Raw genomic sequence first — 23857 nt, forward strand, 5'->3', positions numbered from 1 at the left:
AACCGGAACGCTCGGGTCAGGACGACTTTTCGTCGATTCCGTCGAGGACCTCTCCGGCGTGGCTCTCCGGCGAGACGCCCTCGTAGACGGCCTCGATCCGGCCATCCGGTCCGACGACGTACGTGTTCCGGAAGACGCCGTCGAACGTGTTGCCGAACATCTGCTTTTCGCCGTAGGAGTCGTAGGCCGCGGCGATCTTCCCCTCTTCGTCCGAGAGGAGGTCGAACTCGAGGTCGTACTCCGCGGCGAACTCCGCGAGGTCGGAGACCGGGTCGTCGCTGATCCCGACGACGGCGGCGTCGCGCTCGTCGAACGCGGGCAGTTCGTCCCGGAAGCCACAGGCCTCGGTCGTACAGCCCTCGGTGTTCGCCCGCGGGTAGAAGTAGACGACGACCCGGCCGTCGAACTCGTCGAGGGAGACGGGCTCCCCGTGCTGGTTGGGCAGTTCGAACTCGGGTGCGGGCTCGCCGATCTCGAGCATGGACCGGGGTTGGGCCGTCCCGGGGGTAGCTCTTGTGGTCCCCGGGTCCGGTTACTCGAGCGGTTCGGCGGCGTCGCGCTCGAGGAGGGGCGTCGCGTTCCGTTCGGGGAGGGTCACCACGTCGTCGTCGGCCAGCGAGTATTCCCGGTCGTCGACGCCCAGGATCGAGCCGACGTCGCGGGTGATCCTGACGGTGACCCGATCGACGTCCTCGGAGCCCGACGCGGGGGCGGTTCCGCCGCCGTCCGTCGATCGATCTCGCCCTCCCTCCGGCCGACCCGTGTCGGGTTCGTCGTCCGGTTCGGCCCCGCCGGAATCGGGGGTCGCCGATCCGGGACCGTGACTCGAGTCGGTCCCCGCTTCGGCGGGTGGGGAGTCCCGACCGGATCCCGGTTCGGCGTCGAACTCGTCGATGATCTCGTCGGGGTCGAGTCCGCCCTCCGCGCCGGACGCGCTCCCCGTCTCTAGTTCAGGTGTGGGATCGTCGCCCCCGGCGTCGGATGCGGGCGAGCGCTCCTCGAGATCGCCGCCCATCGCGTCGGCGACGGAGACGCCCTCGGAGTCCGAGGGCTCCGCCGGTTCGGCTCCGGCGGCGTCGGCACCAGGATCGTCGGGCGTGGGCTCCCGGGATTCCCCCTCGACGTCCGTCCCGTCTGCGGCCTCCTCGCTCCACTCGAGAACGTCGAGCACGCGGCCCTTGTTCGCCCGGATTCGGTCGATGAGATCCGAGAAGAGCTCCGCTTCCTCCTCGGTCAGCCCCTCGTCGTCGGCGGGCATCCCCGCGGCCGCGAGGCTGGCCTGTTTGACGAGTTTGCCCATCCGGCGCTCGTAGATCGCCTCGACGACGTCCTTGGCGGTCTCGATCTCGTCGGTGAGCCGGCCGACTTCCGGCGAGGAGAAGGGGTCGCTTGCGGCCTCGGCCGCGCGCTCGCGTTCGGCTTTGAGCTCCGAGATGTACTCGCCGACCTCCCGGTAGAACGAGGGACGCAGGTTCTGGAGGCTGTCCTTCTGGCGCTCCTTGCTCTGGACCGAGCGGAGTTCGTCGAGGTTCATCCGAGCTATACGGGTTAGGCGAACAGGTGCCGACGTTGTAAAGATACCGACCCGGAGCGTGGTCGCCGGCCCGTCGTGACGGGGACCTCCGACGTGCCGGATACGGTGAGTATATGGTGGAGCCACGGACTACCTGGAACCGATGCGACTCAGGAACGTTGCCGTGATCGCGGTCGTGGTACTCGTCGCCCTCTCGGGATGTGCCGCCTTCGGGCCGGGGGCCGACGACCCCGCAAACGACACCGGCGAGGACGAAGACCCAACGGACGCAACCGACTCGAACGAGTCCGACGGCGAGAACGACTCGACAGAGTCCGATACGGAAGCGAGTGAGGGCTCGGCGGACGACCCCGAGGAGAACGCGAGCGACCCGGGCGACGCCGACGACGCCTCGGCGAACGGGTCCGCCGGGAACGCGAGCGACGGCGAGAACTCGAGCGACTCCGACGGAGCGGGGTCGGCCGGCGCGGAGAACCAGTCCGACGGCGAGGACGAAAACGAGTCGGACGGGACGGACGAGAACTCCAGCCTCGGAGACGCCAACGAGAACGCGACCGACGAGGAGAACGCGACCACCGGGAGCGAATCCGACGAGGACGACGGGTCCGACGCCAACGACACCGAGGGCAACGCGACCGACGACGAGGAGGGGAACTCGAGCGGTCTCGAGGACCGGACGGACGACTCCGGCGAGGACGCTGGCGACGATGGAGCGGACGACTACGTCGACGACACTGCGGACGCCGAGTGGTCGCCGCCGGAGGAACCCAACCGGCCCCTCGAGCGCAAGGACGACGACGCGGACCGGATCGAGAGCATCGAGTTCGTCGATACCGTGCCAGCGGCCGACGGCGAGGGGTACTCGAACTTCAACGTCGAGGTCGTCGCCAACACCAGCATGGAGCGCGTCGACCCGCCCGAACACGGCGACGTGGTCGGGGAGCCGTACTTCTTCGTGAAGATCAACGAGGGCGCGGACAACCAGAAGATCGTCGAGCGCACCGGCGAGGTCGAGATGACCGAGAACGGCACCTTCCACATCCCCGTCCGGCCCGACGGACTGACGGAGTTCGGCGAGCGCGAGGACCTGACCGTCGAGGTCTTCCTGCTCGACGAGGACAAAGACTGGGACGACGTCTACGACGCCGGGAGCGAGACGATCCACTTCAACCCCGACGGCGCCGGGAACGGAACCGACGAAACCGACGAATAACCGACCTGCCTGGGCTTTCAAGGGACCGCTACGGTCCGCCAGGTTCTTCGAACGTCCGCGTTCCTAGACGGCGTCGGACGACTCGCCGGAGAGGGCGTTGAAGCGGGAGGCTTCGTAGTATGCCAATTAGACACATCTCCTTCGCTTCAGCCCCTCTGGCGTGGCGGACTCGTTTCGTTCGTGACTCGCGTCGAGTCGGGGAGCAGTCGCCACAACAACCCCACTCGATCGCCGCAAGCGTCGCATATTCCCCGCAGGCGGTCGAACCTCGAACCGACATGCCTTCCGAGATGACCGCCCACGTGATCGAGGAGTTCGGAGACCCGGACGTGTTCACGGAGACGACCATCGACGTTCCCGACCCCGATCCGGACGAAGTCCGCGTCGAGGTCGTCGCCTCGAGCGTCAATCCCGTCGATTACAAGATCCGGCAGGGGGCCATTCCCGATTTCGCGCCGGAACTCCCCGCGACGCTCCACTGTGACGTCTCGGGCGTCGTTAGCGAGGTCGGCGCGGACGTCACGCGCTTCGAGGAGGGCGACGAGGTGTACGGCATGCCCGGTGGCGCGGGCCGGCAGGGCTCGCTCGCCGAGTACGTCGTCGGACACGTCGGGACGTTCGCCCACGCGCCGGCGTCGATCCCGCTCGAGGACGCCGCGGCGCTGCCGGTCGTCGCGCTCACCGCCTGGGAGATGCTCACGGACAAGACGACCGTCTCCCTGGGCGAGGAGGTACTCGTCTACGGCGCGACCGGCGGCGTCGGGCACGTCGGCGTCCAGTTGGCCGACTGGTTCGGGGCCGACGTGACCGCGACGGCCTCGAGCGAGGAGAAATGCGCGCTCGCCGAAGAGCTCGGTGCCGACGCGACGGTCGACTACACCGCGACCGACGTCGCGTCGTACGTCGAGGAGTACGCGGGCGGCGACGGCTTCGACGTGGTCTTCGATCCGGTCGGCGACGACCACCTCCAGACCGCATTCGAGGCCGTGGGGCCGTTCGGAACCGTGGTAACGACCGAATCGAGTTCGACCCAGGACATCTCGGCGATGCACGAACGGTCGCTCGAACTCGGCGTCGTGCTCGTGATCCTTCCCGTGTTGCTCGGCGAGCATCAGGAACGGATCGGGGACGAACTCGCGGACATCGCCACGCTGGTCGACGACGGCGTCGTCGAACCGCACATCGACGCCCGGTTCGCCTTCGAGGACGTCGCCGACGCACATCGGCTGGGCGAATCGGGCGACTTCCAGGGCAAGCTTCTGCTCGTCAACGAATAAGAGGTCAACACAGTCTCCCTGTTTCGACTCCGTTGATTCACTGACGTTTCCCGACCCTGTCCACTGTTTCGACGCACCCCCTCGGACCTACTCCTTTTCCTTCTCGGCGCGTCCGCGAGCCATCAGGAAGATCCCGACGTACTCCGGCAGCGACTGGGGCCCCTCCTCGACCGTTCGGATCTTACCGCCCAGTTCGACCTCGCCACCTTCCTCGACATCGACCGCGATCTCGTGGCCGACGAAGGGGTCGGGAACCGCGTCGGCGAGCGGGTCGAACGCCTCCAACTCGGCGCGGTCTAGCCGGCAAACGGCGAGCCCGCTGCCGCCGTGGAGACTGCCCGGCAGCCGAATCAGCCGGTTCGTGTCGGTCGTGACGGGCTCGTCGATCGGCGCGTTGTCGCGTTCGACGGCCTCCTCGAAAAAGCGTTCGGCGAGCTGGGAGATCGCGGTGTGGACGGTGACGTTTCCGGCCTCCAGTTCCTCGCGGTTGTTCCGGGCGGCGTTCAGGGTCGCCGTCGCCTTGCCCTCGCCGATCCCTTCGAACGCCGTGAGCCGTTCGAGCGCGTCGTCTTCGGACAGATCGAGCAGTTCCTCGATAAAGGCCATGAAGTACCCGTGAACTCGCCGGCCCCAGCCGCCGTCGATCCGCAGCGTTCGGCGCTCGGTCGGGGTCTTCCGGCCCAGTCCCGAGACGGTCTCGCGATCGACCAGGTGGTCGTACTCGAGACCGATCCCGCGGACGTAATCGACGATCTCGCGGCGGTGGTCCCGTTCCAGATCGAGGACGGCGTCGTCGCGGACGTGGACGTGATACCCCCGTCCGCCCGAGAAGACGATTTCGAGTTCCGAGAAGCCGAAATCGTCCTCGAGAAAGTCGAGCAGGCGATAGAGGGCGTCCTTGCAGGTCGCGAGCATCTCGGCGTAGCTGTCCTCGCCGAGGGTCACGCCCGGCAGGTGGTCCGCGTCGAGATCGAAGACGAGATCCGACGAGCGCCACCCCTTCTCCCCCATCGAGCCCGCGCCGGGGTCGTCGTAGCGCCCCACCGAGAAGTAGACGTGGCGGGGGCGCTTTCGCTCGAGGAAGTCCTCGATGTCGCCGAGTTCGAGCAGCGAGCGGTGCCGGACCATCGTCGTTCCCGGCCCCTCGGTCCAGGGGATGAATCCCCACTCGCGCTCGTCGGCCTCGGGCGGCGGGGTGATCTCCGTCCGGCGATAGTAGTCCCGGAACCGCCCCCGGAGATAGGCCCGGGTTCGCTCCTCCATGGCCCGTGGTCCTCGGGCGGGTCTCAAAAGGGTGCCGTTCGCCCTGGGGCTACCTGCCGAGCAGATCCGAGAGCCGGTCGCGGATCCCCCCGCCCTCGCCCAGCGTGAGGTAGTAGGCGTCGCCGCCGTCCTCGTAGTAGTTGTCGATCCGGCGTTCGATCTCGAAGCCCACCGACTCGTAGAACTCGAGGGCCCCCCCGTTGGTCGTCCGGGCGTGACAGCTCACGGACTGGTTGTCCTCGACGACCCGGGCGATCAGGCGCTTGCCGATCCCGTCGCCGCGGTAGTCGGGATCGACCGCCAGAAAGAGAACGTAGCCGTCGCGGCGAACGGTGGCGAAGCCGACGATCGCGTCGTCGGCGAGATAGCAGTAGACCGTCGAGCGTCGGTAGGCATCGGTGAAAAAGCCCCGGCGCTGCTTGAGCACGCCCTCCTCGCGGCGGATGCGCTCTTTGAGCTCCCAGGCGTCCTCGAGATGGTCGTCGTCGCCGGGGGAGACGACACACGTGTCGAGATTGACGCTCACTGCCCTCCCGTAGCACTGACGCGAATATAATTCCACCGGCAGCGGGCCCCGACCGACGGACATACGGCCGCGGACGACCAAGTCCGACCGGATGACGACCGAGCCCCGCTTCGAACTCCGGGATCACACTGCCGATATCGGCGTGTGGGCGAGCGCCGATGACCTCGCGGGGCTGTTCGCCGCCGTCGCCGACGGGCTCGCCGCCGCGAGCTGTGAGACCCCCGAGCGGTCGGGCGGCGAACGTTTCTCGCTTGCCGTCACTGCGGAGTCCCTCGAAGCGCTGCTCTTCGAGTACCTGGACGAACTGATCTACCTCCGGGACGTCCGCCTCGAGCTCCCGGTCGAAAACGAGATCGTCGAACTCGTGGCTCCGGGGTGTGAGGAGACGGAAGGTGCGGGCGAGCACACGGACGAGGAGTTCCGTCTCGAGGCGACCGCCCGCGGACTCCCCCTCGACGCGATCGACGCCCGGGAGATAAAGGCCGTCACCTACTCCGAGATGCGGATCGAGCGCGTCGAGGACGGGTGGGAGGGGTACGTCGTCTTCGACGTCTGATGGGGTCGGTCGTCGTCCGTTACCGGCGATCACCGGTATATCGCTACCACCGACCCCATGAGCCCGGATCGAAAGCCGTGGAGACACACCTTTCAGCCTTCGCGTTCGACTGTCGGCTATGACCGCGCCCACGTTCGACGCCGGCGACGTCACATTGGAGCAGGTCCGGGAGTTCGTCTGGGAGATCCCCGAGGAGGGAGAGATGGGCGCACCCGCCCGCGTGCTCGCGAGCGAGGCTCTCCTAGAAGAGATCTCCGGGGACAAGACCCTCCAGCAGCTCCGGAACGCGACCCACCTCCCGGGGATCACGAACCACGCGATCTGTATGCCCGACGGCCACCAGGGCTACGGCTTTCCCGTCGGCGGCGTCGGCGCGATGGACGCCGAAAACGGCTGTATTTCGCCGGGAGCTGTCGGATATGATATAAATTGTGGCGTCCGAATGATGCGGACGAATCTGACGTACGATGACGTGAAGGGAAACGAGGAGGAGCTCGTCGATTCGATGTTTACCAATATTCCGTCAGGTCTCGGCGGCGGCGGCGTCGTCGAGAGCGGCATCGACACCGTCGAGGCGGTCCTCGATCGGGGAGTCGAGTGGGCTCTAGAGGAGGGGTACGCCGTTCCCGACGACCTCGCCCACTGCGAGGACGAGGGGGTTCGAGAGGGCGCCGATCCCTCGAAAGTGAGCCAGAAGGCCAAGGATCGGGGGAAAAACCAGCTCGGCTCGCTGGGGTCGGGCAACCACTTCCTCGAGGTCCAGCGGGTCACCGACGTCTTCGACGGCCAGGTCGGCGAGGCCTACGGGCTAAGCGAGGATCAGATCGTCGTCCTCGTCCACTGTGGCTCGCGGGGACTGGGCCACCAGACCTGCAACGACTACCTCCGGAAGATCGAGAAGCAGCATCGGGGACTTCTGGAGCGCTTGCCCGACAAGGAACTCGCGGCGGCGCCAGCGGGCTCACAGCTCGCCGCGGACTACTACGGCGCGATGAACGCGGCGATCAACTTCGCGTGGGTCAACCGCCAGCTCGTGATGCACCGCACACGCCAGGTGTTCGAACGGGTCTTCGACCGCCCGTGGGAAGAGATGGAGATGGACCTGCTGTACGACGTCGCCCACAACATCGCGAAAAAGGAAACCCACACAGTGGAGGGCGACGAACGCGAACTGTACGTCCACCGGAAGGGCGCGACGCGGGCGTTCCCGGCGGGCCACCCCGAGGTGCCCGCCGCCTACCGCGAGGTCGGCCAGCCGGTGATCATTCCCGGGAGCATGGGCGCGGGCAGCTACGTCCTCCGCGGGGGCGAGCACTCGATGGATCTCACCTTCGGTTCGACCGCACACGGCGCCGGCCGGCTGATGAGCCGGACCCAGGCGAAAAACGACTACTGGGGTGGGGACGTCCAGGACGACTTGCGCGACCAGCAGGTGTACGTCAAGGCCCAGTCGGGGGCGACGATCGCGGAGGAGGCCCCCGGAGTCTACAAGGACGTCGACGAGGTCGTCCGGGTCTCGGACGCGCTGGGCATCGGCGACAAGGTCGCACGGACGTTCCCGGTCTGTAACGTCAAGGGGTGAGTCACTTCAGCCGGAACTGGCTGTCATCGCTCCCGCCGGCCTCGTCCTCCCGGTCCCCGTCGTAGGCCCGCCGGGCGGTGATCGTGACCGACGCCTCGGGGTCGTCCTCGTCGGCCCAGGGGCTGTCGTACGCCGAGAGTTCGAGATCAGTGACCTCCCAGCCCTCGCTTTCGAGAAGCGCGACGAGCCGCTTCTGGTCCGCGAGCATGTCCTCGTCCATACCGCCGGTTCGGGCCTCGCAGGGGTATCTCTTGTGCCGGTCAACGCTCCTCGGTGCCGGTCGCGACCGCGTGCTCGACGAGAACCCGGTGGGCCCGCCGGAGGCGTTCGGACAGTGCCTGGCGGGAAACGCCGAGTTCGTCTGAGAGCGCTGCCATGTCGGCGTCGCGGGGGATCTCGTAGTAGCCACCGCCGAACGCCGCCACGAGCGTCTCGTGTTGGGCGTCGGTGAGCCCGTCGCGGCCGTGGCGGTCGTCCTCAAGCCCGTGGATCCCACGGATCTCGACCGCGAGCCCCTCCTCGGTCGCGAACTCGTAGGTCCGCGAGACCGCTTCGCGTTCCGAAAAGAGGACCCGGAGCCGCCAGCGCGAGCTGTCGCCGGTCGCGTCCAGAAGGGTCGCTCCCTCCTCGGCAAGTGCGTAGCAGACGAGAGCGACGTCCTCGACCCAGCCCATCCGGTAGAGGCGTTCGTCGCCGAGGTCGGTCAGAGACTCGACCGCCTCGACGCTGGGATCGGCCGCGAGGCGGTCGTCGAGCCCCGAGAGGGCGTCGGCGTCGGGGGCGGAAAACCAGACGTAGGGCATCACGCGATCGGGATCGTAGGCGGCGACGCGCTCGATCTCGACGTCGACGGGGAGGTCGGCGAGGGCCGCCCCGAGCGGGAACTCCGCGGCGGGCACGGAGAACTCGGCGATCGTGCTCATGGAGATCCCTGGCGGGCCAGCGCCAAGAGCGGTCCGTGCGCAGACACAGGGTGTAACCAAAACCAGTTACGATATCGGCGAACCGACCGCGCGCTTATGCGGGTGGAAAGCGAAGGGCGGCCAAGCGATGCTCACCGACGAGTTCGATCGGGACGTCACCGGGATCCGCGTCTCGCTCACCGATCGGTGTAACTTCGACTGCGTCTACTGTCACAACGAGGGGCTGGGCGACACCCGCGGTCCGATGGATCCCCGGGAGAACGAGATGGGGACCGACGACGTCGTCCGCGTCTGTAAAACGGCCGCCGAGTTCGGGGTCGACAGCGTGAAGTTCACCGGCGGCGAGCCGATGCTCCGGGAGGATCTCGAGGAGATCATCGAGCGAGTTCCCGACTCGATGGAAACCTCGCTGACGACCAACGGGACCTTCCTCCCCGGTCGGGCCGAGGGCTTGGTCGAGGCCGGCCTCGAACGGGTCAATATCTCCCAGGACGCGATCGATCGGGAGGCGTTCGCCGAGATCACGAAATCCGGAGGATTCGACCGGGTGATCGAGGGCGTCGACGCCGCCCTCGACGCCGGGCTCGACCCGGTGAAACTGAACATGGTCGTCTTCGAGGCGACGGCGGGCTACGTCCCCGAGATGGTCGATCACGTCGCCGAAAACGACGGACTCAGACTCCAGCTCATCGAGTACATGCCCGAACTGACGGGCAACCCCGAGTGGGCGATCGACATCGGGCGAGTCCACGACTGGCTCGCAGAGCGGGCCGTCGAGATCGAACGCCGGGAGATGCACGACCGCAAGCGCTACTGGATCGAAAGCGAGGACGGCGACGGCAGGGGGATGGTCGAGATCGTCGACCCCGTCGGCAACCCCACGTTCTGTGCGAACTGCCACCGGGTCCGGGTCACCCACGAGGGCTACCTGAAGGGCTGTCTCAACCGCAACGACGACCTGAAGCCGATGGGCGAGATGACCAGGGGAGAGATCCGCGAGGCGTTCCGCGAGGTCGTCGCCGACCGGGTGCCCTACTACGGCGAGTACCTCGTCGAGACCGACGAGGGCGGGTGGGAGATAAACGAGAAGTACCTCGAGACGGCCGACGCCTGAACCGGTGGAGCTACCGGTGGCTCCTGTGGGCCGACCGCGAGCGCCCGCTCGGCCGCGAGCGGCGGGCGCCCAGCCCGACCGTCACGAGCGCGGCCGCGAGCAAGAGGAGCACGAGCGCGGCGGCGGGCTGGCCGCCGCCGGCCACGAGGTACAGCGCGTAGCCGGCGCTGACGGTGACGACCCCGATCAGGACGCTCGAGGCGACGTGGACGGCCTCGAGGCGGGTCGTGTCGGCCTCCCGACCGAGTTGCTCGCCCAGGTCGATCGCACACTGGCCTAAGTCCCAGGCGACGACGCAGGCGACGGTGCCGACGAGGGTGGCCTCGACGGACTCGCCGACGAACCCGCCCGCGAGGACGCCGACGAATAGGAGGAGTCCGGCGACGTCTACCGCGGGCCGCCGGCCGTAGAGCAGGCCGAGCGCGAGCAGTGAGGCGCCGACGAGGGCGAGGCCGAAGGCAGGGAGCGAGCCGTAGGCGGCCGCGGCCGCCGCGAGGACCGCGCTCCCGGCGGCGACCCCGCCGTCGATCGTCGTCGGGCGCCGGGTCGCCTCCCGTCCCGCGGCGTCGGGGTCGGCGGCGTCGATCTCCTCGAGGTCCTCGTCGTCGGTATCGGCCGCTTCCTCCCCGCTCATCGAACCCCACCTCCCGTCGCTCCGACGCGGGCGAACGCCTCGTCGATCGATTCGTCCCCTCGCCAGTCGACGACGGGGACGCCCTCGCGCTGGAGGTCGAACCGGCGGAGCCGGCGGGCGACGCTCGCGAGGCGCTGGCCGGTGGTCTCGCCGGCGGTCGGATCCGGACTGACGACGGTGACGGCGTGGCCCCGCGCCTCGAGCCAGCGGACGATGTGGGGGGCCGCGCGGTCCGAAAGCGGCGAGAGTAAGACGACCTGCGTGTCGCCCCCGAGCCGGCGGTGGATCCGCCGGATCTGGGGGATCCAGCGGCGGCTCCCGCCGGGGGGGATCGTCGAGAACTGGGGGTGGGTCGCGAGCAGTTCCTGGAACCGGGCCCGGTGAGTGTGGCCCGACCCCGGCGCGAGCCAGCACTGGCCGTCGCCCTCGCCGCGGTCGTCGACCGGGCCGATGGCGGCGAGGCCGACCGTGTCGCCGTCGGCCATGAGGGTGGCGGCGATCCGGCCCGCGGCGGCGACCGACCGGTCGACCGCGTGGGGGGCCTCGGGGCCGGGCGCGACGTAACACGACTCGCGGGCGTCGACGAGGACGAGCACCTTCGCGGCCCGCTCCTCGTGGAACTCCAGGGTCGCCAGCTCGCCGGTGCGGGCGTGGCGGTTCCAGTCGATCCGGTTCAGCGGGTCCGAGCGGCGGTACTCCCGGACGGAGTGAAACTGGGTACCGGAACCGCCTTCGTCGGTCGTCAGCCGTCCCGAGAACGTCGCGGCGGTCTGGCGCAGGGGGACGCCGGCGGCGATCGGCCGGAGGACGGGCTCACAGACCAGCGTCGTCTCCGCCCCGACCAGGAACTCGCGTTCGACCGACCGCGAGAGGTCCCGCGTGACGACGAGGACGGGGTCGAACTCGTGGGTCCCCCGACGGGCGGTGACGGTGTACTCGAAGGAGACCTCCTCGCCGGGCCGGAGCGCGGTACCCAGACGGGCCGCGCCCTCCGTGACCGCGAGCCCGGGCGGGACGCCGTCGACGATCCGGAGGTCCGGGAGGAACCGGCTGCTCTCGTTTCGCACCTCGACCTCGATCGCGATCTCGTCGCCGGGTTCGGGGCTCGTCTCGCTCGGGGTTCGCTCGACCTCGATCTCGGGGGTCGGCGCCTCGAGGGCGTCGGCGACGGCCGCGTAGCCGATGCCGACGGCGCCGGCCATCACGACCGCGGCGGACTCGGCGAAGGTGCCGATCCCGATGGCGGCCAGGGCGATCACGCCGATCCCGGTCCAGTGGCCCGTCTCCCGGCTCGCGCGCTCGACGACCCCCTCGACAACGGAGGAGTCGGTCCGGGGAGCGGTTCCCGAGCCGGTCGCCCCGCCGTAGGCCGGCAGCTCTCCCCGGTCGTCGGTCCCGCCGTAGCCGACGGCCGCGACCGCGGCGGCGGTCCGGCGGACGCCCTCCCGAAAGCGGGTCTCGGAGGCGAGCCGGCCCGTCAACCGCTCGCGTAGCGACCGTTTCGGCGGGTCGAGTTCCGGAGCCAGGAAGGCGGCGGCGTGGGGGTCGTCGGTCCAGGTCCCCTCCTCGACGCGCTCGCGGGCCTCCACCTCCGAGAGGCCCCGAAAGCGGGTCAGGACCGCGACCGCGGCGTCGGAGAGCCCCTCCCGGATCCGGGTGCTCGGGGAGAGCCGGCGCTCGTACTCCGACCGAAACTCGGTGACGGTCGCCGAGAGGTCGGTTCCGGGGATCGGGACCGGCGCGCGGCGTTCGGGGTCGGGCGTCTCCCCGCGGTCGCGGGCGCCCCGACGGCGGGCGAGGACGTTCAGTGCGACCAGCAAAGAGATGACCGCGATCGGGAAGGCGAGCCAGCGGCCGACGTCGAAGACGATGACCCCACCCAGAATCGCCACGGCGGCGACGAACGCCGCGACCCCCATGGCGAGGGTGACCGATCGAAGCCTCATTCGTCCTCACCGCCGTCGGTGCCGTACTCGGCCTCGATCCGCCGGAGAGTTTCGACCGCGCGCCGTTCCTCGACGTCGGTCGTCTCGCGGTGGCCGTACCGGACGTCCTCGAACAGCCGGGTGAGGTCGGAGACGTCCTCGCGTGCGATGCCCGCCTCGACCGCGCTGTCGGCGAACTCGCCGGGGGTGAAGCTCTCGGGACGGTCGACCTCGAGCAGCCGGGTCATGTCCCGCCAGGCCCGATAGACCTCGTTGTCGACGTCCTCGCCGTCGCCGGCCTCGATCCGTTCTGCCGCCCGGCCGGCGGCTCCGGCGACGGCGGCGGCCTCCTCCTCGCCGTCGCCCGCCTCGACCGTCCCCGCGGAGTCGGGCGGGCCGGTGTCGCGCCTGCTCAGCGCGAGCGCGCCGACGAAGACCGCGAGGACGGCGCCGACGGCGAGCAGGACCGAACTGATCGGGCTCGTGTCGACGGTCGCGTCGCCGTCGCCCGAGCCGGGGTCGCCGACGGACTCGTTTTCCTGTGGGAGTGGTTGTGCCGGCGACTGGTTCCCGCCGCCTCCGAGATCGAGCATCGAGAGGCCGTAGATGAGCGCGATCAGGACGAGGACGACCGCCACCAGCGTCGCGATGATCTTGACGGCCTCCCGCCGGTGGTTGATCAGGTACCACGCGAGGGCGACCGCGACGAGGACGACGGCCAACAGGAGGAGGTACTCGAGAAACGGAGGGACGTCGACGGCCGACACCGGCCCCTCGGTTGCCTCGGGCACCGGCGTCCCGCTTCCCGTCCCCTCGCCGCCGGTGCCGCCGTCGCCGCCGGGCTCGACCGGGTCGTCGATCGTCGCCGCCGCGAACGCGATCGCGACGACGCCGACGACGGCGCCGGCCAGCCTGACGAGGAGGGTTCGTCGGGACACTTGTTGGGGGAGCTATCGGTTCGGGGTACATAAATCACGCCGGTCCGGACCGATCGGTCAGTTTGGTCGGCGCGGCGACCGGGAGCCGGCGTTTCGTTGGGCTTAAGTACCCGACAGGGGTAGGTTCGTCCGCACTACGATGTAGGGGTACGGTGCCCCGAGTCCGGAAGGGCGACGATAGCGGAGACCGGTGTCGTGGTAGCCAAGCGGCCCAAGGCGCATGGTTGCTAACCATGTGGCGTCAAGCCTCCGGGGTTCAAATCCCCGCCACGACGTCGACTGCGGCGGGCCGGCGAGGAGCCACCGTCGCACGCGAGAGACACCAGACGAGACACTCACAACATGAGCGAGACACAAGACACGGAGGACGAGGACGACATTCGATACTTCGTCCGGATCGGCCAGACCGACCTGGACGGGACGAAGTCCGTCGAGCGGTCGCTCTCGGAGATGAACGGGGTCGGCCGACGCACCGCCCGGATCATCGCCGACGAGGCGAACATCGACCGGACGGCAACGTTCGGCGCCTTGGAGGACGACGAGATCGAGAGCATCGTCGAGTTGGTCGAGAACTACGCCGCGGAGGTCCCCGAGTGGCTGGCCAACCGCCGCCACGACTTCTTCTCGGGCGAGACGAGCCACGAGGTCGGCAACGACCTCCAGCTCGCCCGACAACACGACATCAACCGGATGCAGATGATCGACTCCTACAAGGGCATCCGCCACCAGCGCGGCCAGAAGGTCCGCGGCCAGCGGACCAAATCGACGGGCCGCACCGAGGGAACCATCGGCGTCAACGTCGAGGAGATCCGCGAGGAACAGGCCGAGGAAGCCGCCGAGGAGGAAGACGACGAGGGAGGTGAGCTCTGATGCCGATCGGAACGAAGACCAAACAGTACGAGACGCCCAACCACCCCTATCAGGGCGAACGCATCTCGAGCGAACACTCCCTGATCGACCGCTACGGCCTCGCCAACAAGGAGGAGCTCTGGCGCGCACAGTCCGAGCTTCGCTCCTACCGCCGGGAGGCCCGTGACCTGCTCGCCCAGCCCCAGGACGACGAGACCGTCGAGCGCCGACGCGAGGAGTTCCTCGGTCGGCTCGCCCGGCTGGGGATCCTGAGCGAGGCCGACGAACTCGGCGACATCCTCGGCCTCGAGGTCGAGGACGTCCTCGAACGGCGGCTCCAGACCGTCGCCTACCGGAAGGGGCTGGCGAACACGCCCCAGCAGGCCCGACAGTTCATCGTCCACGGCCACGTCGTCGTCGGCGACCGGCGCCACCAGGTGCCCTCCTACCTCGTCGACGTCGACGAGGAGGACGCGGTCGCCTTCGACGAGACGAGCCCGCTGGCCGACGAACTCCACCCCGAACGCGCGGAGGACCAAGAATCATGAGCCAGGACGACGACAAGTGGGGGATCGCCCACGTACACGCATCGTTCAACAACACCATCATGACCGTCACCGACCTCACGGGCGCCGAGACCATCGTGAAGTCCTCGGGCGGGACGGCGGTCAAACAGAACCGCGACGAGGCCTCGCCGTACGCCGCGATGCAGATGGCCGAGTCGGTCGCCGACGAGATCAAGGCCGCGGGCATCACCGGGCTCCACGTCCGGGTTCGCGGCCCCGGCGGCAACCTCCAGAAATCGCCCGGCCCCGGCGCGCAGGCGACGATCCGCGCGCTCGCGCGCTCGGGCATCGAGATCGGTCGCATCGAGGACGTGACCCCGGTCCCACACGACGGATCGCGCGCACCCAAGGGCAAGGGCGGATACTGATCATGCCAGGGGAGTACGACGTCGAGTTCGTCGAACGCGGCGACCGGGAGGCCCGCTTTCTGGTGCGGGGAGCGACGCCCGCGTTCGCCAACGGAATCCGCCGGGCGATGGTCGCCGACGTGCCGACGATGGCGATCGACGAGGTCCGCTTCATCGAGAACTCCTCGGTGATGTTCGACGAACAGCTCGCGCTCCGGCTCGGGCTCGTCCCGCTGACGACCCCACCGGAAGGCGAGTTCGTCGAGGACGACGTCGTGACGCTCTCGCTCGACGTCTCCGGGCCCGCGACCGCCTACTCCCGGGACCTCGTCTCGGGCGACGCCCTCGTTACACCCGCCGAGGAGAACGTCCCGATCATCGAGCTGAAGGAGGGCCAACGCCTCGAAGTCGAGGCCGACGCCCGGATCGAACGGGGCCAGACCCACGCCAAACACCAGGGCGGCGTGGCCGTCGGCTACCGACACCTCCAGCGTGTCGAGGTCGTCGGCGACCTAGAGGAGTTCGAAGACGAGGAGAGCCGGATCGTCCGCGGAGTGATCGAGGACGAGGGCGAACTCCTCAACGCCGAGGAGTTCGACAACGACCTCGCAAAACGGTATCCCGGCAAGGAAGTGCGCGTCGAGGACGTCCCCGACGCGTTCGTCTTCCACGTCGAGACCGACGGCTCGTTTACCGTCGAGGAACTCGTGACGCGGGCGGCCGACTCGATCGAGGCCCGCGCCGACGAACTCGAGGAAGCAGTTCAGCTGTAAACAGCGATGTATCGACACCCCCACACCCCGACTCCGAGGCCTGTGCCGGCCGCCAGCGCGGCGTGTCGGACCGAAAGGGGTTTTACGGGGCGAACGATAGGAAGTGATGCGGGCAGGGATAGCCAAGTCAGGCCAACGGCGCAGCGTTCAGGGCGCTGTCTCGTAGGAGTCCGCAGGTTCAAATCCTGCTCCCTGCATCACTTTTCAGCGACCTACAACCAATGAGTAGCAAGACCAATCCGAGACTGACAGACCTCATCGCCGAGTTGAAGTCGACGTCCAGAGAGGCGGACGCCGACGTCTGGCGAGACGTCGCGGACCGTCTCGAGAAACCCCGGGGGAGCCACGCGGAGGTCAACCTGGGGCGCATCGAGCGGTACGCGCGCGAAGAAGAGACCGTCGTCGTCCCCGGCAAGGTGCTCGGGGCCGGCGCCCTACAGAAGAGCGTCACCGTCGCGGCCGTCGACTTCTCGTCGTCGGCGGCGACGAAGATCGACCAGGTCGGAGAGACCCTTCCCCTCGAGGAACTCATCGAGGACAATCCCGAGGGAAGCGACGTGCGGGTGATCGCATGAGCGTCGCCGAGTTCGAGGCCGACCTCGTCGTCGACGCCCGAGACTGCATCATGGGCCGTGTCGCGAGCCAGGTCGCAGAGCGCGCCCTGGAGGGCGAGCGCATCGCCGTCGTCAACGCCGAGGACGCCGTGATCACCGGCGACAGCGAGGACGTCTTCGACACCTACCGGACCCGGCTCCAGCTCGGGTCCGACCGAGGACCCGCCTACCCCAAACGCCCCGATACGATCCTGAAGCGGTCGATCCGGGGAATGGTCCCCTACAAGAAGCCACGGGGGCGCGAGGCGTTCGAGAACGTCCGGGTGTACGTCGGCGATCCGTACGAGGACGACGACGCGGAGATCCTGGAGGGAACGTCGCTGGATCGACTGTCGAACATCCGCTTCGTCCACCTCCACGAAGTCAGCGAGCAGCTGGGTGCTAACGTCACATGGTAACCAACACGAGCGGCAAGAAGAAGACGGCAGTCGCCCGCGCCACCGTCCGGGAGGGCGAGGGGCGGGTGCGGATCAACAGCCAGCCCGTCGAGCTGGTCGAACCCGAGATCTCGCGGCTGAAGATGTTAGAGCCGTTCCGGATCCTCGGCGACGACCTTCGCGGGGAGATGGACATCGAGGTCAGCGTCGAGGGCGGCGGCGTCAGCGGCCAGGCCGACGCCGTGCGGACGGCGATCGCCCGGGGCGTCGTCGAGTACACCAACGACGCCGAGCTCCGGGACGCGTTCATGGAGTTCGATCGGTCGCTGCTGGTCAACGACGTCCGCCAGTCCGAACCCAAGAAGTGGGGCGGCCCCGGCGCACGGGCACGCTACCAGAAGTCCTACCGGTGATCTCCCCATGATGGTACCGGTCCGGTGTTTCACCTGTGGCAGCGTCGTGGGCGAACACTGGGAGGAGTTCGAGGAGCGAGCCAAGGAGGGCGACGAGGATCCCGAAGCGGTCCTCGACGAGCTGGGCGTCGACCGCTACTGCTGTCGGCGGATGCTCGTCAGCCACACCGACCTCGTCGACGTCGTCTCACCCTACCAATAATGCAGGGCCAACAGTACAACCGCTACGAGAAGGCACGCATCCTCGGCGCACGCGCGCTGCAGGTCTCCTACGGCGCGCCGGTGTTGATCGACACCGATCAGTCGGAACCGATCCTGATCGCCGCCGAGGAGTACGACGCCGGCGCCCTGCCCTTTACGGTCAAGCGGGGGAAGGATCGACGATGACGCTCGTCACGGACGTCTCGCTGCGGAAGATCCTCGACTCGAGGGGGAATCCGACGGTCGAGGCCGACGTCCACACGGAGCGTGGCGGCTTCGGCCGCGCGGCGGCGCCCTCGGGCGCTTCGACGGGCGAGTACGAGGCCGTCGAACGCCCGCCCGGCGAGGCGATCGCCGCGGCCAGAGAACACGCCGTTCCCCGGCTCGTGGGCAACGCCTACGCGGGCGACCAGCGGGAGATAGACGCGATCCTGCGGGGTGCCGACGGCACCGACGACTTCTCGGAGATCGGCGCAAACAGCGCGGTCGCCATCTCGATGGCCGCCGCGAAGGCCGCTTCCGACGTGCTCGGCGCGCCGCTCTTTCAGCACCTCGGGGGGACCTTCCGCGGGGAGAACTTTCCGATCCCCCTGGGGAACGTCGTCGGCGGCGGCGAACACGCCGCCGACGCGACCGACATCCAGGAGTTCCTGTCGGCGCCCGTCGGGGCGCCGAGCGTCTCCGAGGCCGTCTTCGCCAACGCCGCGGTCCACGCGGCGGTCGCGGACCTGCTCGAGGAACGCGGCCATCCCTCGGGGAAAGGCGACGAGGGCGCGTGGGCGCCCTCGATCGACGACGAGACGACCTTCGAGGTCGTCGCCGAGGCGGTCGAACTCGTCTCCGACGACGTCGGCTTCGAGATCGGGTTCGGACTCGACGTCGCGGCCGCCGAGATGTACGACGCCGACTCCGAAACCTACGAGTACGAGTCGGAGGGAATCAGCCGCGACACCGACGAACAGATCGAGTACATCGCGGACCTCGTCCGCGAGTACGACCTCGTCTACGTCGAGGATCCCTTGGACGAGAACGACTACGACGCGTTCGCGGAGCTGACGGAGGAAGTCGGCGACCGGACGCTCGTCTGTGGCGACGACCTGTTCGTCACGAACACCGAGCGCCTCACCGAAGGAATCGATCGCGGGGCGGCAAACAGCATCCTGGTCAAACCGAACCAGATCGGGACGCTAACCGAGGCCTTCGACGCGATCGAGCTGGCGACCGAGAACGGCTACGACGCGGTCGTCTCCCACCGCTCGGGAGAAACTGAGGACACGACGATCGCCCACCTCGCCGTGGCGACCGACGCTCCGTTCATCAAGACGGGCGCGGTCGGCGGCGAGCGAACCGCCAAGCTGAACGAACTCATCCGGATCGCAGACGACGCAACATGACTGAGAACGAAACCCAAGAGGAGGGGCTCGACGCCGCCGAGGAGGAGATCGACGAGGAGCCGGACGCGGGGATGGGCCCCGGGTCCGACCAGGACGACGGCGACGTCGAGTCCACGGACGGAGAGGAATCGAACGAGGTCGACGAGGCCGCGAGCGACGAGCCGGCCGGCCCCACGCTCGACGACGACGTGATGAGCGACGAGGAGGCCGACCTGCTGATCCCCGTCGAGGACTACCTCGGCGCGGGGGTCCACATCGGGACCCAACAGAAGACCGAGGACATGGACCGGTTCATCCACCGCGTCCGGACCGACGGGCTCTATGTGCTCGACGTCTCGAAGACCGACCAGCGGATCCGCACGGCCGCGGACTTCCTCTCGAACTACGCGCCCGAACAGATCCTGATCACCTCGAGCCGCCAGTACGGCCGCTTCCCCGCCGAGAAGTTCGCCGAGGCCGTCGGCGCCCGCGCGCGCACCGGCCGATTCATCCCCGGGACGCTGACGAACCCGAAGTACGACGGCTACATCGAACCCGACGTCGTCGTCGTCACCGACCCGATCGGCGACGCCCAGGCGGTCAAGGAGGCCATCACCGTCGGCATCCCCGTCATCGCGATGTGTGACTCGAACAACGGGGTCAGCAACGTCGATCTGGTCGTCCCGACGAACAACAAGGGTCGCAAGGCCCTCTCGGTCGTCTACTGGCTGCTCGCCAACGAGACCCTCGATCGCCGCGGCGCCGAACCCGCCTACGCGCTCGAGGACTTCGAGAGCATGCCCTGATTCGGTTTCGAGATATCCACGTTCTCCGGACGCTTCTCCGTCGGCCAGCGACGGCGACCGGGCTCACTCCGCCGACCGATAGTCGAGCACCGCGGCGGCGTGCTCGCGGATGTCCTCGCTGGGATCGTCCTCGGCGACGGCCGCGAGCCGGTCGTCGATCCCCTCGCCGTCGAGCGCCGCGAGCGTCCAGACCGCGTTCCCCCGGACGCTTTTCAGGTCGTGGTCGAGCAGGGCGAGGACGGAGTCGGCCATCGGCTCGACGGCCTCCGGGCGCTCCTCGGCGACGTACGCACAGAGCCCGACGGCGGCGTTCGCGGCCACGTCCTCGTCGGACTCGAGCATCTTCCGGATGGCGTCCCCGCGGGAGGCTGTGGCGTCGGCGACCGATTCGGGGTGTTCCTCGGCGAGGATCGCGAGCAGAAAGGCGGCGTTGGCACGGACGGTCACGTCGGCGTCGCTTTCGAGGATCGCCGCGATCGGTTCGATCCCGCCCTCGAAGGCGTTCGGACGCGCCTCGGCGACGGTCGCGAGGATCGCGAGGACGTCGGTCCGGATCTCGGGATGGTCGCCTCGACCGGCGACGGCGACGAGGACGCCGGCGTCGTCGGCGATGGCCCCGGGATCGGCCTCGGCGACGCGTCCGAGCAGGGAGACGGCCCGCAACCGGCGCTTGCCGTGGGCACGCATCGTCGCCGGCGAGTCGTGTTCCACGACCGTGCCCTCGGCGAGCCACGCCTCGGGCGTCTCGCCTTCGAGACCCTCGCGGACCTCGAGAAACTCCACGACTTCGGGGACGGCGGGCGCGACGGCCTCCGGCTCGTCCTCGCTCATCCCGTGGAGGGCCTCGAGGGCGTGGCAGGCGTTGGTCCGGTCGTCCAGAGCCTCGACCAGGTCGGGGACGAGGTGGTCCAGCCCCTCCCAGTCCTCGCGGCCCTCGACCAGCGACCGGATCGCCTCGCGGCGGCTCTCGGGGTCGTCGCTGGCCAGGCCCTCGCGGATCGCGTCGACGGATGGCTCCTCGGTCATAGCGAGTCGATCGTGGCGGGCGACAAAAGAGCCGGCGGTGTCCGTCACCAGGTGAGCATCCTTAATACCTGCCGGGAGCACGAGGAGGTATGCACACGCGCGACCTCTCCGATCACGCCACCTACGAGGCGGGACGAGGGATCGAGGAAGTCGCCCGGAAACTCGGCCGCGATCCGGGGGAGTTCGTCACCCTCTCCTCGAACGAGAACCCCCACGGTCCGTCGCCGGCCGCCGTCGAGGCGATCCGCGAGACCGCCGGCGAGGTCAACGACTACCCCAAGGCCGCCCACGCCGACCTCCGGGAAGCGATCGGCGATCGCCGGGGCGTCGATCCCCGACAGGTGTGGCTCGCAAACGGCGGTGACGGCGCGATCGACTACCTCTCGCGGGCCTTCCTCGAGCCGGGCGACGGCGTGCTGGTTCCCGATCCCGGATTCGCCTACTACGGGATGAGTTCCCGCTTTCACCACGGCGACGTCCGGGAGTACGCGCTCTCGAAGGGAGAGCGCTTCGCCCAGGACGCCGAGACGGTCCTCGGAACCTACGACGGCGAGCGGATCGTCTACCTCACGAGCCCCCACAACCCCTCGGGCTCGACGATCCCCCTCCCAGAAGTCGAGACGATCGCCGAGCGAACCGGCGAGGAAACCCTGATCGTCGTCGACGAGGCCTACGGCGAGTTCGCCGATCGCGAGAGCGCGCTGGCGCTGATCGAGGACGGCCGCGAGGACGTCGCCGTCCTCCGGACGTTCTCGAAGGCCTACGGGCTCGCGGGCCTCCGGCTGGGCTACGCGCTCGTTCCCGGCACCTGGGCCGACGCCTACGCCCGGGTCAACACTCCCTTCGCCGCGAGCGAGATCGCCTGCCGGGCCGGCCTCGCGGCACTCGACGATATGGAACACGTCGCCCGCTCGGTGGAGTCGGCCGCCGCGGCCCGGGCGGCGTTCGAGGAACGCGTCGAGGCACCCGTCTGGGAGAGCGAGGGCAACTTCGTCCTGATCGAGGTCGGTGACGCGACCGCAGTAACGGAAACGCTCCAGAAGCGGGGCGTCATCGTCCGGGACTGCTCCAGCTTCGGACTCCCCGAGTGCATCCGGATCACCTGTGGCACGGACGAGGAGACCGACCGGGCGATCGAGGAACTGAACGCGGTGTTGGCCGAGCGATCCGCGGAGGCCGAACGATGAGACTCGCCGTCACCGGCACCCCCGGAACGGGAAAGACGACGGCGACGGACCTCCTGGAACGCGAGTACGGGATCGACGTCGTCCACTGCAACGAACTGATCGAAAACGAGGGGATCTCGACGGGCGTCGATACCGACCGCGACAGCGCGATCGTCGATCTCGACGCCCTCGAAAGCCGACTCGCCGACCGCGAGGACTGCGTCCTCGACTCCCACCTCGCCCACCACCTTCCGGCGGATCGGGTCGCCGTCCTGCGATGCGATCCCGAGGATCTCGAGGACCGGCTACTCGAGCGCGGCGAGCCCGAGGCCAAGGCCCGGGAGAACGCGGAGAGCGAGGCCCTGGACGTGATCCTCGCCGAAGCGGTCGATCGCCACGGTCGGGAGGCGGTGTACGAGATCGACACCACGGATCGAGAGCCCGGCGCGGTCGCCGACGAGATCCATGCGGTCCGGCAGGGGACCCGGGATCCGAGCGCGGGAACGGTCGACTTCGTGGGGTATCTGGCGTGACCCTCGACCAACTGCGGCCGTACGTCGCGGGAGTCATCGACCCGTTCGTCGAGGGGTTCGACCGGGCCGGCTTCACGCCCAACGGGGTGAGCATGCTCGCGTTCGCGGTGGCGGTCGCGGCCGCCATCGCCTTCGCCCTCGGGGGTGTCTCGGGACGGGGCTGGTACGCCGTCGGCGCCCTCCTCGTCCTCCTCAACGGCTGGCTCGACGTGATCGACGGCGCGCTCGCCCGCCGTCAGCGGGTCGCCTCCGCCGGCGGCGACCTGCTGGATCACGTCCTCGATCGCTACGCCGACATCGTCATTATCGCCGGGCTCGCGGCCGGAATCGGCTCGTTCCTGCTCGGCTTCCTCGCGGTGACCGGCGTCGTGATGACCTCCTACCTGGGCACGCAGGCCCAGGCGGTCGGGCTCGAGCGGGTCTACGGCGGGCTCGTCGGGCGGGCCGACCGGCTCGCGATCATCGCCGTCGTCGGCGTGCTTGCCTACCCGCTTGGCGGCGCGGTCGCGGGGCTGACGATCGTGGGCTGGCTGCTCGTCTTCCTCGCGGTCATCGGCCACCTGACTGCCGTCCAGCGGTTTCTCTACGCCTGGCGGGCCCTCTAGAAGCCATCCGCCGACCGATACGGCGGAGCAGTTAGGACGGCTGGTCGTCCGGATCGACCACCCCGACCGCACGAACCGGCGCGCCGTCGCCGCCGATCGGGAGCGGGTGGGCGCGCAGTTCGAACCGCTCGGGCACCCGATCGAGGCCGGTCAGGTTCTCGAAGATCAGCCGGTCGTCCCCCAGCAGGGCGTGGTGTGCCGGGACCCCGTCGGGTTCGGCCTCCTGGGCGTTCGGCGACGGCGTCGGGTCCGGGTTCAACGTGTCCGTGCCGACGGCGTACCCCTTCCGGACACACCGCCGGGCGGTCTCGGGGCTCAGATACGGATGGTCGAGATACCGATCGGTCCCCCAGTGGTCGTCCTAGCCGGTGTGGAAGACGACACAGTCGACGTCGCTCTCGGGTACCCGGCCGGGCGGGATCGGGTCGCGAGCCGAGAGGTCGAGGCAGTCGACCCGGACCGTCTCGAGGACGAACCGCTCTATCGGGAACTCCTCGAGGGCCCTCCCGTCGCGTTGGGTGTGTGCGGGGGCGTCGACGTGGGTCCCAGTGTGGCTGCCACAGCCGAGTTCGCGCACCCGGTAGCCGTCGATCGCGAACTCCCGCGTCGCGGCGAGGCTGACGTCGGGATCGCCCGGAAACGTTTGCATCGAGGGTTCGATTGGGTGTGACAGGTCGTACACGATCGGTCGAACGACGGAGTCGGGGATATGGATTGTGCACG

Annotated in this window: 29 protein-coding genes, 2 tRNA genes and 1 pseudogene; 21 read left to right on the plus strand and 11 right to left on the minus strand. The window is 68.9% G+C overall.

Going from position 1 to position 23857, the window contains the following annotated elements; all coding sequences use genetic code 11:
* Positions 1-16 precede the first annotated feature (16 nt).
* Positions 17-481, minus strand: a complete 465-nt coding sequence (bcp, locus tag DVH23_RS01355; protein WP_114575636.1) for a thioredoxin-dependent thiol peroxidase — start codon at positions 479-481, stop codon at positions 17-19.
* Positions 482-532: 51 nt separating this feature from the next.
* On the minus strand, positions 533-1534 hold the full coding sequence (locus tag DVH23_RS01360; protein WP_114575637.1) for a hypothetical protein: 1002 nt from the start codon (positions 1532-1534) through the stop codon (positions 533-535).
* A gap of 142 nt (positions 1535-1676) precedes the next feature.
* Here DVH23_RS01360 and DVH23_RS25210 point away from each other — a divergent pair, with 142 nt between their 5' ends.
* Together DVH23_RS25210 and DVH23_RS01370 are read left to right on the plus strand one after the other, a co-directional pair.
* Positions 1677-2747 (plus strand): hypothetical protein, encoded by a 1071-nt coding sequence (locus DVH23_RS25210; protein WP_394342618.1) that lies wholly within the window; start codon positions 1677-1679, stop codon positions 2745-2747.
* 278 nt (positions 2748-3025) lie between these two features.
* Positions 3026-4024: a zinc-binding dehydrogenase gene (locus tag DVH23_RS01370; RefSeq protein WP_114575638.1), complete on the plus strand. Its 999-nt coding sequence runs from the start codon at positions 3026-3028 to the stop codon at positions 4022-4024.
* An 87-nt stretch (positions 4025-4111) separates the two neighbouring features.
* Here the strand turns inward: DVH23_RS01370 and priS are convergent, their stop codons facing one another.
* The gene (priS, locus tag DVH23_RS01375; RefSeq protein WP_114575639.1) at positions 4112-5287 is read right to left on the minus strand and encodes a DNA primase small subunit PriS; all 1176 of its coding nucleotides are present in this window, start codon (positions 5285-5287) and stop codon (positions 4112-4114) included.
* A 49-nt stretch (positions 5288-5336) separates the two neighbouring features.
* Positions 5337-5813 (minus strand): N-acetyltransferase, encoded by a 477-nt coding sequence (locus DVH23_RS01380; RefSeq protein ID WP_114575640.1) that lies wholly within the window; start codon positions 5811-5813, stop codon positions 5337-5339.
* Between the two features lie 91 nt (positions 5814-5904).
* On the opposite strand from DVH23_RS01380, the gene DVH23_RS01385 reads away from it, so the two are divergent.
* Together DVH23_RS01385 and DVH23_RS01390 are read left to right on the plus strand one after the other, a co-directional pair.
* Positions 5905-6369: an archease gene (locus DVH23_RS01385; RefSeq protein ID WP_114575641.1), complete on the plus strand. Its 465-nt coding sequence runs from the start codon at positions 5905-5907 to the stop codon at positions 6367-6369.
* A gap of 118 nt (positions 6370-6487) precedes the next feature.
* Positions 6488-7951 carry an RtcB family protein gene (locus tag DVH23_RS01390; protein ID WP_114575642.1) on the plus strand — a complete coding sequence of 488 codons (1464 nt, stop codon included), beginning with the start codon at positions 6488-6490 and terminating at the stop codon, positions 7949-7951.
* A gap of 1 nt (position 7952) precedes the next feature.
* Here DVH23_RS01390 and DVH23_RS01395 read toward each other — a convergent pair whose 3' ends face one another.
* Together DVH23_RS01395 and DVH23_RS01400 are read right to left on the minus strand one after the other, a co-directional pair.
* The gene (locus tag DVH23_RS01395; RefSeq protein ID WP_114575643.1) at positions 7953-8171 is read right to left on the minus strand and encodes a hypothetical protein; all 219 of its coding nucleotides are present in this window, start codon (positions 8169-8171) and stop codon (positions 7953-7955) included.
* 40 nt (positions 8172-8211) lie between these two features.
* A complete protein-coding gene (locus tag DVH23_RS01400) occupies positions 8212-8874 on the minus strand; it encodes a helix-turn-helix domain-containing protein (RefSeq protein ID WP_114575644.1) in 663 nt (220 codons plus the stop codon).
* 127 nt (positions 8875-9001) lie between these two features.
* Here DVH23_RS01400 and moaA point away from each other — a divergent pair, with 127 nt between their 5' ends.
* Positions 9002-9988: a GTP 3',8-cyclase MoaA gene (gene moaA, locus DVH23_RS01405; protein ID WP_114575645.1), complete on the plus strand. Its 987-nt coding sequence runs from the start codon at positions 9002-9004 to the stop codon at positions 9986-9988.
* A 10-nt stretch (positions 9989-9998) separates the two neighbouring features.
* Here moaA and DVH23_RS01410 read toward each other — a convergent pair whose 3' ends face one another.
* The 3 genes from DVH23_RS01410 to DVH23_RS01420 are packed head-to-tail and all read right to left on the minus strand — an operon-like array spanning position 9999 to position 13485.
* Positions 9999-10622, minus strand: a complete 624-nt coding sequence (locus DVH23_RS01410; RefSeq protein ID WP_232833681.1) for a hypothetical protein — start codon at positions 10620-10622, stop codon at positions 9999-10001.
* Positions 10619-12568 (minus strand): DUF58 domain-containing protein, encoded by a 1950-nt coding sequence (locus tag DVH23_RS01415; RefSeq protein ID WP_114575646.1) that lies wholly within the window; start codon positions 12566-12568, stop codon positions 10619-10621. Before DVH23_RS01415 ends, DVH23_RS01410 begins: the two co-directional genes overlap by 4 nt.
* Entirely contained in the window at positions 12565-13485 is a 921-nt protein-coding gene (locus DVH23_RS01420) for a DUF4129 domain-containing protein (protein WP_114575647.1), read from the minus strand. The genes DVH23_RS01415 and DVH23_RS01420 overlap by 4 nt, the downstream gene beginning before the upstream one ends.
* Before the next feature lie 192 nt (positions 13486-13677).
* Between DVH23_RS01420 and DVH23_RS01425 the strand changes: the two genes are divergently transcribed.
* From DVH23_RS01425 to rpsB, 13 genes are all read left to right on the plus strand, one after another.
* Positions 13678-13760: transfer RNA gene (locus tag DVH23_RS01425), tRNA-Ser, on the plus strand.
* A 67-nt stretch (positions 13761-13827) separates the two neighbouring features.
* Positions 13828-14355, plus strand: coding sequence for a 30S ribosomal protein S13 (locus DVH23_RS01430; RefSeq protein ID WP_114575648.1), 528 nt, complete (start codon positions 13828-13830; stop codon positions 14353-14355).
* Positions 14355-14882: a 30S ribosomal protein S4 gene (locus DVH23_RS01435; protein WP_114575649.1), complete on the plus strand. Its 528-nt coding sequence runs from the start codon at positions 14355-14357 to the stop codon at positions 14880-14882. The genes DVH23_RS01430 and DVH23_RS01435 overlap by 1 nt, the downstream gene beginning before the upstream one ends.
* Entirely contained in the window at positions 14879-15268 is a 390-nt protein-coding gene (locus tag DVH23_RS01440) for a 30S ribosomal protein S11 (RefSeq protein WP_114575650.1), read from the plus strand. Before DVH23_RS01435 ends, DVH23_RS01440 begins: the two co-directional genes overlap by 4 nt.
* A 2-nt stretch (positions 15269-15270) precedes the next feature.
* Positions 15271-16020: a DNA-directed RNA polymerase subunit D gene (locus DVH23_RS01445; RefSeq protein ID WP_114575651.1), complete on the plus strand. Its 750-nt coding sequence runs from the start codon at positions 15271-15273 to the stop codon at positions 16018-16020.
* A 112-nt stretch (positions 16021-16132) separates the two neighbouring features.
* Positions 16133-16217: transfer RNA gene (locus DVH23_RS01450), tRNA-Leu, on the plus strand.
* A gap of 24 nt (positions 16218-16241) precedes the next feature.
* Positions 16242-16595, plus strand: a complete 354-nt coding sequence (locus DVH23_RS01455; RefSeq protein ID WP_114575652.1) for a 50S ribosomal protein L18e — start codon at positions 16242-16244, stop codon at positions 16593-16595.
* Positions 16592-17032 (plus strand): 50S ribosomal protein L13, encoded by a 441-nt coding sequence (locus DVH23_RS01460; protein ID WP_114575653.1) that lies wholly within the window; start codon positions 16592-16594, stop codon positions 17030-17032. Before DVH23_RS01455 ends, DVH23_RS01460 begins: the two co-directional genes overlap by 4 nt.
* The gene (locus DVH23_RS01465) at positions 17026-17424 is read left to right on the plus strand and encodes a 30S ribosomal protein S9 (protein ID WP_114575654.1); all 399 of its coding nucleotides are present in this window, start codon (positions 17026-17028) and stop codon (positions 17422-17424) included. Before DVH23_RS01460 ends, DVH23_RS01465 begins: the two co-directional genes overlap by 7 nt.
* Positions 17425-17431: 7 nt before the next feature.
* A complete protein-coding gene (locus DVH23_RS01470) occupies positions 17432-17626 on the plus strand; it encodes a DNA-directed RNA polymerase subunit N (protein WP_114575655.1) in 195 nt (64 codons plus the stop codon).
* On the plus strand, positions 17626-17811 hold the full coding sequence (locus DVH23_RS01475; protein WP_114575656.1) for a DNA-directed RNA polymerase subunit K: 186 nt from the start codon (positions 17626-17628) through the stop codon (positions 17809-17811). The genes DVH23_RS01470 and DVH23_RS01475 overlap by 1 nt, the downstream gene beginning before the upstream one ends.
* On the plus strand, positions 17808-19019 hold the full coding sequence (gene eno / locus DVH23_RS01480; protein WP_114575657.1) for a phosphopyruvate hydratase: 1212 nt from the start codon (positions 17808-17810) through the stop codon (positions 19017-19019). The genes DVH23_RS01475 and eno overlap by 4 nt, the downstream gene beginning before the upstream one ends.
* On the plus strand, positions 19016-19804 hold the full coding sequence (rpsB, locus tag DVH23_RS01485) for a 30S ribosomal protein S2 (RefSeq protein WP_114575658.1): 789 nt from the start codon (positions 19016-19018) through the stop codon (positions 19802-19804). The genes eno and rpsB overlap by 4 nt, the downstream gene beginning before the upstream one ends.
* A gap of 63 nt (positions 19805-19867) precedes the next feature.
* Here the strand turns inward: rpsB and DVH23_RS01490 are convergent, their stop codons facing one another.
* Positions 19868-20830 (minus strand): hypothetical protein, encoded by a 963-nt coding sequence (locus DVH23_RS01490; protein WP_114575659.1) that lies wholly within the window; start codon positions 20828-20830, stop codon positions 19868-19870.
* A gap of 89 nt (positions 20831-20919) precedes the next feature.
* Between DVH23_RS01490 and hisC the strand changes: the two genes are divergently transcribed.
* Genes hisC through DVH23_RS01505 form a run of 3 tightly spaced genes read left to right on the plus strand, consistent with a single transcriptional unit; the run spans position 20920 to position 23134 of the window.
* The gene (gene hisC / locus DVH23_RS01495) at positions 20920-22017 is read left to right on the plus strand and encodes a histidinol-phosphate transaminase (protein WP_114575660.1); all 1098 of its coding nucleotides are present in this window, start codon (positions 20920-20922) and stop codon (positions 22015-22017) included.
* The gene (locus tag DVH23_RS01500; RefSeq protein WP_114575661.1) at positions 22014-22529 is read left to right on the plus strand and encodes an adenylate kinase family protein; all 516 of its coding nucleotides are present in this window, start codon (positions 22014-22016) and stop codon (positions 22527-22529) included. The genes hisC and DVH23_RS01500 overlap by 4 nt, the downstream gene beginning before the upstream one ends.
* A complete protein-coding gene (locus tag DVH23_RS01505) occupies positions 22526-23134 on the plus strand; it encodes a CDP-alcohol phosphatidyltransferase family protein (RefSeq protein ID WP_114575662.1) in 609 nt (202 codons plus the stop codon). Before DVH23_RS01500 ends, DVH23_RS01505 begins: the two co-directional genes overlap by 4 nt.
* A gap of 31 nt (positions 23135-23165) precedes the next feature.
* Here DVH23_RS01505 and DVH23_RS25215 read toward each other — a convergent pair.
* Positions 23166-23819, minus strand: a pseudogene (locus DVH23_RS25215) (cyclase family protein).
* Positions 23820-23857: the final 38 nt, after the last annotated feature.

The organism is Saliphagus sp. LR7 (assembly GCF_003344565.1).
Taxonomy (GTDB): Archaea; Halobacteriota; Halobacteria; order Halobacteriales; family Natrialbaceae; genus Saliphagus; species Saliphagus infecundisoli.

Bases quoted from the DNA above. Each gene is read 5' to 3' on its own strand.
- DVH23_RS01360 (WP_114575637.1), bottom strand. From the start codon at position 1,534: ATGAACCTCGACGAACTCCGCTCGGTCCAGAGCAAGGAGCGCCAGAAG.
- bcp (WP_114575636.1), bottom strand. From the start codon at position 481: ATGCTCGAGATCGGCGAGCCCGCACCCGAGTTCGAACTGCCCAACCAG.
- DVH23_RS01475 (WP_114575656.1), top strand. From the start codon at position 17,626: ATGCAGGGCCAACAGTACAACCGCTACGAGAAGGCACGCATCCTCGGC.
- DVH23_RS01465 (WP_114575654.1), top strand. From the start codon at position 17,026: ATGGTAACCAACACGAGCGGCAAGAAGAAGACGGCAGTCGCCCGCGCC.
- DVH23_RS01490 (WP_114575659.1), bottom strand. From the start codon at position 20,830: ATGACCGAGGAGCCATCCGTCGACGCGATCCGCGAGGGCCTGGCCAGC.
- DVH23_RS01455 (WP_114575652.1), top strand. From the start codon at position 16,242: ATGAGTAGCAAGACCAATCCGAGACTGACAGACCTCATCGCCGAGTTG.
- rpsB (WP_114575658.1), top strand. From the start codon at position 19,016: ATGACTGAGAACGAAACCCAAGAGGAGGGGCTCGACGCCGCCGAGGAG.
- priS (WP_114575639.1), bottom strand. From the start codon at position 5,287: ATGGAGGAGCGAACCCGGGCCTATCTCCGGGGGCGGTTCCGGGACTAC.
- DVH23_RS01460 (WP_114575653.1), top strand. From the start codon at position 16,592: ATGAGCGTCGCCGAGTTCGAGGCCGACCTCGTCGTCGACGCCCGAGAC.
- DVH23_RS01400 (WP_114575644.1), bottom strand. From the start codon at position 8,874: ATGAGCACGATCGCCGAGTTCTCCGTGCCCGCCGCGGAGTTCCCGCTC.
- DVH23_RS01395 (WP_114575643.1), bottom strand. From the start codon at position 8,171: ATGGACGAGGACATGCTCGCGGACCAGAAGCGGCTCGTCGCGCTTCTC.
- hisC (WP_114575660.1), top strand. From the start codon at position 20,920: ATGCACACGCGCGACCTCTCCGATCACGCCACCTACGAGGCGGGACGA.
- DVH23_RS01385 (WP_114575641.1), top strand. From the start codon at position 5,905: ATGACGACCGAGCCCCGCTTCGAACTCCGGGATCACACTGCCGATATC.
- DVH23_RS01440 (WP_114575650.1), top strand. From the start codon at position 14,879: ATGAGCCAGGACGACGACAAGTGGGGGATCGCCCACGTACACGCATCG.
- DVH23_RS01370 (WP_114575638.1), top strand. From the start codon at position 3,026: ATGCCTTCCGAGATGACCGCCCACGTGATCGAGGAGTTCGGAGACCCG.
- DVH23_RS01410 (WP_232833681.1), bottom strand. From the start codon at position 10,622: ATGAGCGGGGAGGAAGCGGCCGATACCGACGACGAGGACCTCGAGGAG.
- DVH23_RS01500 (WP_114575661.1), top strand. From the start codon at position 22,014: ATGAGACTCGCCGTCACCGGCACCCCCGGAACGGGAAAGACGACGGCG.
- eno (WP_114575657.1), top strand. From the start codon at position 17,808: ATGACGCTCGTCACGGACGTCTCGCTGCGGAAGATCCTCGACTCGAGG.
- DVH23_RS01435 (WP_114575649.1), top strand. From the start codon at position 14,355: ATGCCGATCGGAACGAAGACCAAACAGTACGAGACGCCCAACCACCCC.
- DVH23_RS01470 (WP_114575655.1), top strand. From the start codon at position 17,432: ATGATGGTACCGGTCCGGTGTTTCACCTGTGGCAGCGTCGTGGGCGAA.
- DVH23_RS01415 (WP_114575646.1), bottom strand. From the start codon at position 12,568: ATGAGGCTTCGATCGGTCACCCTCGCCATGGGGGTCGCGGCGTTCGTC.
- DVH23_RS01390 (WP_114575642.1), top strand. From the start codon at position 6,488: ATGACCGCGCCCACGTTCGACGCCGGCGACGTCACATTGGAGCAGGTC.
- moaA (WP_114575645.1), top strand. From the start codon at position 9,002: ATGCTCACCGACGAGTTCGATCGGGACGTCACCGGGATCCGCGTCTCG.
- DVH23_RS01430 (WP_114575648.1), top strand. From the start codon at position 13,828: ATGAGCGAGACACAAGACACGGAGGACGAGGACGACATTCGATACTTC.
- DVH23_RS25210 (WP_394342618.1), top strand. From the start codon at position 1,677: ATGCGACTCAGGAACGTTGCCGTGATCGCGGTCGTGGTACTCGTCGCC.
- DVH23_RS01445 (WP_114575651.1), top strand. From the start codon at position 15,271: ATGCCAGGGGAGTACGACGTCGAGTTCGTCGAACGCGGCGACCGGGAG.